This window comes from Bacillus sp. COPE52 (assembly GCF_003355115.1).
Taxonomy (GTDB): domain Bacteria; phylum Bacillota; class Bacilli; order Bacillales; family Bacillaceae_G; genus Bacillus_A; species Bacillus_A toyonensis.
In genome coordinates this window covers 3,722,116-3,733,873 of sequence record NZ_CP031292.1, presented here as the reverse complement: position 1 = coordinate 3,733,873, position 11,758 = coordinate 3,722,116, and the positions used below count along the sequence as shown (strand labels likewise).

Genomic DNA, 11,758 nt, shown 5'->3' with positions numbered 1-11,758 from the left:
CCATCGGTAACTTTTATTCCTTATTTCTTACAGCTGGTAATATAATAATCGCTTCAGTACCTTTTCCGCTTTCGCTTTTATATTCCAGTGTACCATTATGCGCTTGTAAAATACTAAATGTCACCATAAGTCCTAATCCTGTCCCTTTTTCTTTTAAAGAATAATACGGTTGTCCAAGCCTTGCTAACTGTTCTTTTGTCATACCAACGCCACTATCTTTAACTCTTATTACGATTGTTTCGTCTTTTTGAACAGCCGTTACTTTTAAATATCCTTTATTTCCTTGAATTGCTTCAATACCATTTTTAACAACATTCATAATAGCTTGCTTCAATTTCGTCTTATCACCAATCGTATAAAGGCTCTCAGAAATCTCAACTTGCAAATATACACCTTGCATCGCTGCAAATGATGACATTAAAGTAGTCATTTCTATAAGTTGCGCGGATAAACAAATGTGTTCTTTTTTCTCAATTTGCGGTCTTGCTAAATTTAAATAATCTGAAATAATTTGTTCCGCCCGATCTAATTCAGCTAATACGAGACGCATATAGTCCTTATTCTTCATTTCTTCCGTACTTTCTAGCAATTGGATAAATCCACGAACAACAGTGAGCGGATTTCGAACCTCATGTGCAACACTTGCTGCTAATTCACTTACGATATTAAGTTTTTCTGATTTTTGCATCTCAGTACGTAGTAATGCGTTTTCATTTAAATATTCCGTTAAATACACCTGAAATACCATAGTCATAACCATAATAAGCGAGGCAAATATAAATCCGCTATATATTTGCGAAATATACGGTGTAAAACCTGTTTCTAACAGCATATTAATTATACCAAATACTAGAAAAACCAACACATAAAATGACGAAATCATAAATGCTAAAATTAGCTTCTTACCCCTTGAAAAAAGAGACCATTTCTTTGATAAGAACAATGGAACTATCAATAGAAATATTACTTCTACAACTGGGAGAATGCTCATTCCTTTTAGTGCCCATTCATATGTAACAAAAATAACTGCTGGGATTAAACCGACAATCCCACCATATAAAAAACCACTGACAATTGGGATTGGGTGAAAGTTATACCCGCAAACATTGTCAAAACAAATAGAATATGTCATGGAGAGAACGAGCGTAACGCTAGATAAAAACATAATAAAGTAACGATTCGGCTTCGGAGGCATTTCTTGATAGCGATTTAAACGAATCGCTTCATATAAAAATAATGGCAAAATAATGATGGCAATTTGGATCAATAAATCACGGATAAGCTCCATAGCCTCTCATCCCCTATATGTATTTTGATATGATTATATCATTTTATTAGTGTATTTGTTTTAAAATTTTGATTTTTCTTAACATATTTGTTAATTCTTTGTTAACAACACATATTAATTGTTACAGATTTTCGAAATGATTGTAAACCCTGTACCAAATTTCCTTCATGCAGTATACAATGAATACGGATTACAAAGAAAATATAAAAAATACTTCACTAGACGGACAACTATAGTAAAATACAGCATATAATCCATACTATCTATGTTTACAAATAAGTGATCATTACTTTAGTAGGAGGAAGATAAATATGGCAGGTACTACGCTTGTTTTAAAAGAAGAAAATTTGGTAGTTCTAGAAAATGTTGAAAAATCAGTGTATGAGGAATTACAGCATAAAACAGGAGAAGCAGATTGCACATGTGCTGTGAACGAATCAGTTGTTCACCTTGGCAAAGTATCCTCTGTACTTTGGAATGAAGATGAAATAGATTGGGAATACGGATACTAAAAAGTCGCTTATAGCGGCTTTTTTTCTGTTCTCTCTTTCTAAATTTCATATACAAAGCGCAATCATAGAAAGTATGATAAAATGAACTTAATTTTCAAACGGAAGAAAGGGAGATACAATGGAACAATTCATTAATCCTAGAGTAAAGGACATCCAAATTTCTGGAATCCGCCAATTCTCTAATATGATTCAAAACTATGATAATCTTATCTCTTTAACAATTGGGCAACCCGATTTCCCTACACCTTCTCTCGTAAAAGAAGCGGCAAAACGGGCCATTACAGAAAATTATACAAGCTACACACATAACGCTGGTTTACTAGAATTACGAAAGGCCGCTTGTAACTTTGTAAAAGATAACTACGATTTACATTATTCAGCTGAAAACGAAACCATCGTTACAATCGGTGCTAGTGAAGCAATTGACGTTGCATTCCGAACGATTTTAGAGCCCGGGACAGAAGTAATTTTGCCTGCTCCTATTTATCCAGGTTACGAGCCTATTATTCGACTATGCGGCGCAACGCCAATTTTTGTAGATGTTCGTGAAACTGGATTTCGTTTAACTGCTGCAGCACTAGAAAATGCTATTACAGAAAAAACGAGATGCGTCGTACTGCCATATCCTTCTAATCCAACTGGTGTAACTTTATCAAAAGAAGAATTAAAAGATATTGTATCAGTCTTAAAAGATAAAAATATTTTTGTTCTTTCAGATGAAATTTACAGCGAACTTGTATACGAAGAAAAACACACATCTATCGCCCATTTCCCAGAAATGCGTGAAAAGACGATCGTCATTAACGGTTTATCTAAATCACATTCTATGACTGGCTGGCGTGTTGGACTTTTATTCGCACCAAACTATTTAGCAGGACATATTTTAAAAGTTCATCAATACAATGTAACATGTGCTACTTCAATCGCCCAATATGCCGCAATCGAAGCATTAACTGCCGCTAAAGACGCACCGAAGATGATGCGCCACCAATACAAAAAACGCCGTGATTACGTATATAATAGACTCACTCAAATGGGGCTAACAGTTGAAAAACCAACAGGTGCATTTTACTTATTCCCATATGTTGGCCATTTAACATCTTCATCATTTGATTTTGCACTTGATCTAGTAAAAGAAGCTGGACTAGCCATCGTTCCTGGAACAGCATTTTCTGAGTATGGTGAAGGTTATCTTCGCCTTTCCTATGCATATAGTATCGAAACTTTAAAAGAAGGCTGTGATCGTTTAGAAGCCTTTCTACAAAAAAAAGCTAAGAGTTAAACTCCTAGCTTTTTTTTGCATAATGATCACATGTTTGACGCTTCAATAATTTATGCGGAATAATGATACACTTGGCAGTAGATTCAGCATTCTCCACTTTATCAACTAAAGCTTTTGCTGCTTCATATCCTAACTGATATATATTCACATCAACTGTTGAAAGCGGCGGACTCGCAATTTCTGATAATAAAGCATTATTAAAGCTTACAATTGAAACGTCTTTCGGTACAACGAATCCTTTTTTAGAAAGCGCACTTAACACACCAAGTCCAATTAAATCATCCGTAGCTATAATTGCTGTCGGTGGTTGTTTTAGTCCCATTAACTCTTCAACAGCTTGTTGACCACTTTCCCTTGAAAAATCAAAATGTAAAATATACTCTTTCGGTAATACAATGTCTGCTAATTTTAAAGCATCACTCATACCTGCTAAACGATCTCTTGTTACAAGTAAATCTGAGCCACCACCAATGAACGCGACCTGTTTATGTCCTAGTGAAATTAAATATTCTGCCACTTCTCTTGCAGCTGTATAATTGTCATTATCTACATATGTGATTTCATCTTTTCGATCATATGGTTTTCCAATTAAAACAAACGGGAAGTTTTGGTCATGCAAGTATTGAATAATCCGATCGTTCTCTCTTGAATATAAAAGAATAATACCACCAATTTGACGCCCTTGTACCATTTTTACAACACCATTAAAAATTTCATCTTCCGTTTCACCTGTCGACATATAAAGTGCATACCCTTCCACATGTGCAAATGAACTAATTCCTCTTATAACTTCCGGGAAAAACGGATTTTGAAAAGCTTTACTTGCAGAGCTTGGCATAACAAGACCAAGTGTCTTCGTCGTTTGGTTCGCAAGGTTTCTTGCATTTAAATTTGGATGATATCCTAATTCACTCATTACTTTTCGAACACGGCGCTTTGTCTTTTCACTTATACTTGGATTATCAGCAATTACACGAGAAACAGTTGATGGTGCTACGTTCGCCTTCTTCGCCACATCTTTAATTGTAACTGTCATAAAAAATCCCCTCCTCTCACTTCTCTGCCATTTTTCATATATTTTATCTTGCACTCGTTGCAAGTCATAGGAGAAGTCATAAACTTTCATTTATTTATTTTATCTTGCAAAACTTATCATATTCTCCCTCTCCATGTATTGTAAGGGATATAGCTCTTTTTTCCTATACTATAATATACTATTTATTTCACTTATTTTCACATGTGATGTCAAATCTCTTTTCATCTCCCTATAAAGCTTTTTATAGGGAGATGAAAAGAAAAATGGGACGTAATGTCCCATTTTTCATCCTTTCGTACCTCCAGCTGTTAAACCAGAGATAAAGTATTTTTGTAGTGATAGGAATAAAATTGAAATTGGGATTGCAATTAATACTGAACCCGCTGCAAACGTCGTAAATTCATTACCAAATTTCTTCGCTACCATTTCATATAATCCAACTGCTAAAGTATAATTTTCTGGTGTGCGCAAAATGATACTCGCTAAAATGAAATCTGTAAATGGACCGATGAAAGTGAATAACGCTACAACCGCTACGATTGGCTTTGCAAGCGGCATAATGATTTGCCAAAAAATACGAAAATGCCCTGCTCCATCCATACGAGCTGACTCATCCAATTCTTTCGGAATCGTATCAAAATACCCTTTCATAAGCCATGTATTCATAGGGATTGCCCCGCCTACATAAATTAAAATTAATGCAAGGTGTGTATCAATTAATCCTGTTAACTGCGCTAATACGTATAGAGCGATTAACGCTGCAAAGTTCGGAATCATTTGCAGAATTAAAAATGTTAGTAAGCCATTTTTTCTTCCAACAAAACGGTATCTCGAAAATGCATAAGCAGTAAAACTAATTGCTAACACTGAGAAAATCATCGTTAAAACACTTACTTTTAATGTGTTTTTATACCATAGTAAGTAATTACTATTCTCTAGATCTAATAACTTACGATAATGATCTAACGTTGCATTTTGCGGAATAATACTTGATCCAGATAAACTATCACCCGGATTAAACGATGAGCCAATAATCCATAATAATGGATAGAAAATGATGGCACACATTACAAAAATAACGAAATAGCTTAATGAGAGACGTAACATCTTCTGTCTTTTAATATTCATTTACATCATATCCTCTTCTTGGAATGATTTTGTTCTCTTAAATTGCCATAACGCAACTGTAATAACGATTAACGATAAAATCATTGTAAGAGCTGCTGCTTTCCCGTACTGCGCTGAAGTCATCGTCAACTTATAAATCCATGAAATTAAAATATCTGTTCCACCTGCATCTTGTCCAGCTACAGCAGGACCTCCGCCGTTAAATAGATAGATAATACTAAAGTTATTAAAGTTAAACGTATATTGCGTAATTAATATTGGTGCTGTTGCATATAAAACAAGTGGCAATGTAATTTTACGAAACTGTTGCCAAGCTGTCGCTCCATCTACTGTAGCCGCTTCATATAATTCTCCTGGAATCGATTGCAAAATACCTGTTGTCATTGCAAAGACGAATGGGAACCCAAGCCACGTTTGAATCATAATTAAAGCTATCTTCGCCCAAAATGGATCTGTCATCCAAGCTATCTTTTCAATTCCGAATAACGCCAATACTTGATTGTTAATTGCTCCAAATGTTTCATTAAACATACCAGAGAAAACAAGAATAGATACGAATGCTGGAACAGCCCACGGTAAAATGAAGATTGTTCGAATAATTGCCTTCCCTTTAATACCAGGCTGATTTACGATAATCGCTAAAAAAATACCGAGTGCAACTTGTAATGTCGTTGCAACGAATGTCCAAATGACCGTCCAAGAGAATACACTTAAAAATGTCTCTCTCCACATCGGTAGTGTGAAAATATCAATAAAGTTTTTAAAGCCCACCCAATCTACTAATTTAGCTGGAGGAGAATGATATAAATCATAGTTCGTAAATCCAATTAAAATTACGAAAATGATTGGAAATACAACAACAAAGATAAGTAGTAGAAAACCTGGCGAAACCATTAAATACGGAAAGCCTTGATCTAATAAATTACGGTATTGCTCTTTTACAGAGTTTAAAGGTGTTCCGATATCACGTTTCTTTCCATTTTGATACGCATCATATAAATTAAATGCATATATTCCGAGTCCAAACCCGATAACGATAAGTGCTAAGATCCCTTCCACTAATAGAAAGACAGAATGATCACGTGGAACTTCTGTACCAAGCGTTACAATCCCCCATAATCCCATATTTAATAAATCAGCAAAGGCTACAATAAATGAACCTGTTAATACTAGAAAAATAAGACCTTTTACAAATTGTTTATTATACATTTGGCCCACGCCCGGAATGATTGATAACATGGTTGCCATTTTCCTATGTTTTGAACCGTTCATATCTTTCATTGGTTCCATAGATGTTTGCATATTCCTTCCCCCTTTTTTCTTCCTACTTGGAAGGGAGAGAATTCGTGCCCCTCATATTAGAGGCACGAACTTCACCTTATTTTTTCTTGTTATGATTTGCCTCAATATTACCTTTAATTTGCTTCACTGCACTATCAAGAGCTGCTTTTGGCGCCTCTTTATCTGTAACAACTAATTGAAGGGCATCTCCAGCTGGTTTCCATACTTCTTGCATTTCTGGAATGTTTGGCATTGGAATTCCATTTTCTGATTGCGTTGCAACCGCTTTTGCAGCTTCGTTATCTTTAATAATCGGATCTTCCATTACTGATTTTACTGGCGGAATTTCTTTCGTTTTCTCAAATCTAATTTTCGCGTTTTCTTCATTCGTTACCCATTCAGTGAATTTAGTAGCTAAATCATTTTGTTTAGAGAAGCTTGTTACATGCCATCCTTTTACCCCAACGAACGTTTTCATCGGTTGACCATTTGGTAATTTTGGCATTGGAGCAACACCATAATCAATTCCGTTCTTTTCCATCGCTTGGAACGCCCATGGTCCGTTCATGATAGAAGCTGCTTTTCCTTCATTAAATAATCCATCAGCAGCAGGTCCACCAGATTCACCGATAATACCTTTCGGGAATAGTTTTTCTTTGTACCATTTCTGAAGATATTCAGCACCTTGTACAGCACCACTATTATTTAACCCAACATCACTTGCATTTGGTTTTCCATCTTTTTCACCAAACACATAACCACCCATACCTGCCATGAATGCATTAGCAAAGTAAAAATTATCTCCTAATGTTAAAAATCCGTACTTGCCATCCTTTGTAAAATCTTTTGAGAAGTTAAACAATTCGTCCATTGTTTCTGGTGCTTTTTGCATAAACTTTTTATTGTAAATAAAGACTGGTGTTTCAATCGCTTTTGGTAAGCCATATAGTTTCCCGTTATATGTCTGTGCTTCTATTGATAAATCAGTAAACTTACTCTTAACAGCATCATCTGCTTTCACTTCAGAAAGTAAGCCCTCTGTTACTGCATTTCCGATTTGATCGTGTGGCAATGTTACAACATCCGGTCCAGTCCCCGCTGGTCCATCAAGACGTAACTTCTTCACTTGATCTGTCATTTGCATTTCAACAACTTTTACTTTTACTTTATATTTTTCCTCAAAGCTTTTCACTGCTGGTTCTAAACCAACGCCTTTTTTATCATCTTCCCAAACGAGAAGGTCATAGTCTTTCTTCGCTTTTCTTTCCTCTTTTTTCCCTGAATCTTTCGGCCCACATGCAGATAACATACCAATTGATAATGCCGAAACCGTTAATAATGATAATGCTTTCTTCATCCCAAAAAACCTCCCTAAATTGTCTATGTACCTTACTAATTGAAAACGTTTGCATTTGAAAGTTTAATAGAAGCGCAAACCTTATCTCAAATCTATGAAAACGTTTGCGCTATTTGTCTATCATTATACATTCTTTTATTCATTTTGCAAATATTAATTTTAAAAATAATGTCATTATGCTCTTTATACATTGACTTTATATGAAATGAATACTACTCTTATAAGCAATATTAAAGCTAATAGAAAGGCAATCGTTTGCAATACAGGCTTTATTATTACATTTAAGGGAATAATATGTATAGAGATATTAAAGGGGGATTTTCTATATGCTTAAAGAAGCCGTTTACCATAGGCCGAAAGATAATTATGCATACGCTTACGATGAAAAAACAATTCACATCCGAATACGTACTAAGAGAAACGATGTTCAAATCGCCACTCTTATTTATGGTGACCCTTACGAATGGACAGATGGAAAATGGATTACGTCAAATACGCCGATGAACAAAACTGGTTCTACTGCATTATTTGATTATTGGTCCATTTCAATCGAACCAAAATTTAAGCGCTTACGTTATGGATTCGAATTAAAAACTGAGACAGAAACTCTTATTTATGCAGAACGAGGCTTTTTCTCAAACATTCCAAATGACGATGTCGGTAACTTTTTCTGCTTTCCATTCATTCATACAAAAGACGTTTTCATGGCACCACCTTGGATTAAGGACACAGTATGGTATCAAATTTTCCCAGAACGATTCGCTAACGGGGACAGCACATTAAATCCAGCAAACACCCTCCCTTGGGGAAGTACCGAACCAACTCCAACTAATTTTTTCGGAGGAGATTTTGCTGGTATTATTCAAAACCTTGATTACCTTGTTAAACTTGGGATTTCCGGAATATACTTCACACCTATTTTTAAAGCTCATTCAAACCATAAATATGACACTATTGACTACATGGAAATCGATCCGCAATTCGGGACGAAAGAAACTTTCAAAGAACTTGTTGGGGCATGTCATAAACACGGTATAAAAGTAATGCTCGATGCTGTGTTTAATCATAGTGGCTACTTTTTCGATAAATTCCAAGACGTACTAGAACATGGTGAAAAGTCAGCATATAAAGAGTGGTTCCACATTCATGAATTCCCAATTATAACCGAGCCACTTCCTAATTATGATACTTTCGCATTTACACCGTATATGCCTAAATTAAATACTGCACACCCAGATGTAAAAGAATATTTACTTGAAGTAGGGCGTTATTGGGTAAGAGAATTCAATATAGACGGTTGGCGCCTTGATGTAGCAAATGAAGTTGACCACTGCTTTTGGAGAGAATTCCGAAGTGAGATAAAGGCGTTAAATCCTGAAGTATATATTTTAGGAGAAATTTGGCACGACGCCCTCCCATGGCTACACGGAGATCAATTTGATGCTGTCATGAGCTATCCTGTTACAAATGCTCTACTTTCTTACTTTGCTAACAATTCCATTAAAGCAAGTGAATTCATGAAACAAATTACAGAATCCCTACATTCCTACTCTATGAATATAAATGAAGCCGCATTTCATTTATTAGACAGCCATGATACACCAAGAATATTAACAACATGTAACGGAGATAAAAATAAGTTAAAGTTACTCTATGTATTCCATCTTTCTTACATCGGCTCTCCTTGTATTTATTATGGAGACGAAATCGGTATGGATGGCGGCATGGACCCGGATTGCCGCAAATGTATGATTTGGGATACAAAAGAACAAGACCATGTATTATTTACACATATACAAACATTACTTTCATTACGAAAACAATATAAAGCATTTGGAGGACATGGTACATTCCAATTCATCGAAGCAAATGATGAACATAATTACATTTCTTATACGAAAACATATGGAGATGAAACTATCTTTTTCGTTTTAAATCCTACTAACGATGAAATTACAGCTTCACTCCCTATCCATATTACAAGGAAGAAAATAGTCAATATATATACAAACGAAGAATTTTCAGCAGAAGCAAGTGTATTACAAGTTACACTTCCACCGCACGGATTCTCAATATTAAAATGGTAATAGAAAAAGCCTTATGCCGCTCGGACATAAGGCTTTTTCTTATTTCAATTTATACACCATTGCTTCATATGGACGCAATGTAACGTTTTCCATTAATCCATTTTCCGAGTCATAATTGTGTATTAACAGTTCTGATTCACTATAAACAATGTTCTCAGGCAATTCAAATACACATTGATCCGCAGTGAAGTTTGCAATCACAAGTAGCTTTTCTTCTCCATATGTTCTTACATAAGCAAAAATAGAAGGGCTATTATCTAGTATTAAATCATACGATCCATACACAACTATTTCATTATTTTTGCGTAACTCAATTAATTTCTTATAGTAATAAAAAATTGATCCTTCGTCTTGGATTGCTTGTTTCACATTAATCTCTTTGTAATTAGGGTTTACCGTAATCCAAGGTTCGCCCGTTGTAAATCCAGCGTGATACTGATCATCCCACTGCATCGGAGTTCTAGCATTATCACGACCTTTTATATAAATAGATTCCATGACTTTTTCTTTATCTTCACCACGGTCTATCACTTTTTCTTTATACATATTTAGCGTTTCAATATCTCGATATTCATCAATTGATTCGAATCGAACGTTAGTCATTCCGATTTCTTCTCCTTGATAAATATATGGTGTTCCTTTCATCATATGAAGCACCGTCGCTAACATTTTCGCAGATTCAGTACGATACATCCCATCATTACCAAAACGAGATACAACGCGCGGCTGATCATGGTTATTCCAATACAGGCTATTCCATCCTGTATGCTCTAATGCTTTTTGCCACTTTGTTAAATTCTGTTTTAAAGTAAGAAGTGGACATGGTTTTACATCCCATTTTCCGCCTTCTCCTGAATCTAAATCCATATGTTCAAATTGAAATACCATTTGTAGTTCTTTTCTAGCTTCTCCTGTATACAATTTAGCTTCTTCTGTCGTTACACCAGGCATTTCACCAACCGTCATAATATCATAATGAGACAATACTTCTTCATTCATTTCATGCAAATATTTATGAATGTTTGGACCGTTCATAAAATGCTTATGACCTGAAACATACCCCTCTTCTTCTGTTTCAACAGTCGGTAAACCTTCTTCTTTAGAAATAAAATTGATAACATCCATGCGGAATCCATCAATTCCTTTTTCTAACCAAAACTTCATCATTTCATAAACATCTTGTCTTACCTGTTCATTATCCCAATTTAAATCCGGCTGTTTTTTAGAAAACAGATGTAAATAATACTCATCTGTCATTTCATCATATTGCCATGCAGATCCACTAAAAGCTGCTCCCCAGTTATTCGGCTCTTTCCCTTCTTTTCCAGAACGCCATATATAGTAATCTCTATATTTATTATCTATTGATTTACGTGATTCAATAAACCAATTATGTTCATCAGAAGTATGATTAACAACTAAATCCATCATAAGTTTCATATTACGTTCATGCATTTCATGTAATAGCTCATCCCAATCTTCCATTGTTCCGAACTCGTTCATAATTTTACAATAATCACTTATATCATAACCATTATCATCATTTGGAGATTCATAGACTGGCGATAACCAAATTACATCAATCCCTAATTCTTTTAAGTAATCTAGCTTTGAAATAATACCACGAAGATCCCCTATACCATCACCATTACTATCCATAAAGCTACGAGGATAAATTTGATATACTACACTTTCTTTCCACCATTGTTTTTCCATTATGCTACCCCATTTCATTAGTAATTCATTCTTATCTTTCTCCCAAGGCGCAAACGTTTTCATTAATGAAT

9 protein-coding genes are annotated in these 11,758 nt (G+C 35.1%); 3 read left to right on the top strand and 6 right to left on the bottom strand.

The window, feature by feature from the left end; all coding sequences use genetic code 11:
- Nucleotides 1–13: 13 nt before the first annotated feature.
- Complete coding sequence (locus DPQ31_RS18765; RefSeq protein WP_087969763.1) at nt 14–1,288, bottom strand: sensor histidine kinase; 1,275 nt, start codon at nt 1,286–1,288, stop codon at nt 14–16.
- Between the two features lie 311 nt (nt 1,289–1,599).
- Between DPQ31_RS18765 and DPQ31_RS18760 the strand changes: the two genes are divergently transcribed.
- Both DPQ31_RS18760 and DPQ31_RS18755 read left to right on the top strand, forming a co-directional pair.
- Entirely contained in the window at nt 1,600–1,800 is a 201-nt protein-coding gene (locus tag DPQ31_RS18760) for a hypothetical protein (RefSeq protein WP_000929282.1), read from the top strand.
- A gap of 118 nt (nt 1,801–1,918) precedes the next feature.
- The gene (locus DPQ31_RS18755; protein WP_000434560.1) at nt 1,919–3,082 is read left to right on the top strand and encodes an aminotransferase A; all 1,164 of its coding nucleotides are present in this window, start codon (nt 1,919–1,921) and stop codon (nt 3,080–3,082) included.
- 4 nt (nt 3,083–3,086) lie between these two features.
- Here DPQ31_RS18755 and malR read toward each other — a convergent pair whose 3' ends face one another.
- From malR to DPQ31_RS18735, 4 genes are all read right to left on the bottom strand, one after another.
- Complete coding sequence (gene malR, locus DPQ31_RS18750; RefSeq protein WP_061529584.1) at nt 3,087–4,118, bottom strand: maltose operon transcriptional repressor MalR; 1,032 nt, start codon at nt 4,116–4,118, stop codon at nt 3,087–3,089.
- Nucleotides 4,119–4,403: 285 nt separating this feature from the next.
- Entirely contained in the window at nt 4,404–5,246 is an 843-nt protein-coding gene (malD, locus tag DPQ31_RS18745) for a maltosaccharide ABC transporter permease MalD (protein WP_001022595.1), read from the bottom strand.
- Nucleotides 5,247–6,548, bottom strand: coding sequence for a maltosaccharide ABC transporter permease MalC (gene malC / locus DPQ31_RS18740; protein WP_001195001.1), 1,302 nt, complete (start codon nt 6,546–6,548; stop codon nt 5,247–5,249).
- A 76-nt stretch (nt 6,549–6,624) separates the two neighbouring features.
- Nucleotides 6,625–7,884 (bottom strand): extracellular solute-binding protein, encoded by a 1,260-nt coding sequence (locus tag DPQ31_RS18735; RefSeq protein WP_208730862.1) that lies wholly within the window; start codon nt 7,882–7,884, stop codon nt 6,625–6,627.
- 326 nt (nt 7,885–8,210) lie between these two features.
- On the opposite strand from DPQ31_RS18735, the gene DPQ31_RS18730 reads away from it, so the two are divergent.
- Nucleotides 8,211–9,971 (top strand): alpha-glycosidase, encoded by a 1,761-nt coding sequence (locus DPQ31_RS18730; protein WP_208730861.1) that lies wholly within the window; start codon nt 8,211–8,213, stop codon nt 9,969–9,971.
- 39 nt (nt 9,972–10,010) lie between these two features.
- Here the strand turns inward: DPQ31_RS18730 and malL are convergent, their stop codons facing one another.
- A complete protein-coding gene (malL, locus tag DPQ31_RS18725) occupies nt 10,011–11,687 on the bottom strand; it encodes an oligo-1,6-glucosidase (protein WP_087969761.1) in 1,677 nt (558 codons plus the stop codon).
- Nucleotides 11,688–11,758 lie beyond the last annotated feature (71 nt).

What these genes read in the sequence shown, in the direction of transcription:
- DPQ31_RS18765 (WP_087969763.1), bottom strand. Translation starts at nt 1,288, where the DNA reads ATGGAGCTTATCCGTGATTTATTGATCCAAATTGCCATCATTATTTTG.
- DPQ31_RS18760 (WP_000929282.1), top strand. Translation starts at nt 1,600, where the DNA reads ATGGCAGGTACTACGCTTGTTTTAAAAGAAGAAAATTTGGTAGTTCTA.
- DPQ31_RS18755 (WP_000434560.1), top strand. Translation starts at nt 1,919, where the DNA reads ATGGAACAATTCATTAATCCTAGAGTAAAGGACATCCAAATTTCTGGA.
- malR (WP_061529584.1), bottom strand. Translation starts at nt 4,118, where the DNA reads ATGACAGTTACAATTAAAGATGTGGCGAAGAAGGCGAACGTAGCACCA.
- malD (WP_001022595.1), bottom strand. Translation starts at nt 5,246, where the DNA reads ATGAATATTAAAAGACAGAAGATGTTACGTCTCTCATTAAGCTATTTC.
- malC (WP_001195001.1), bottom strand. Translation starts at nt 6,548, where the DNA reads ATGCAAACATCTATGGAACCAATGAAAGATATGAACGGTTCAAAACAT.
- DPQ31_RS18735 (WP_208730862.1), bottom strand. Translation starts at nt 7,884, where the DNA reads ATGAAGAAAGCATTATCATTATTAACGGTTTCGGCATTATCAATTGGT.
- DPQ31_RS18730 (WP_208730861.1), top strand. Translation starts at nt 8,211, where the DNA reads ATGCTTAAAGAAGCCGTTTACCATAGGCCGAAAGATAATTATGCATAC.
- malL (WP_087969761.1), bottom strand. Translation starts at nt 11,687, where the DNA reads ATGGAAAAACAATGGTGGAAAGAAAGTGTAGTATATCAAATTTATCCT.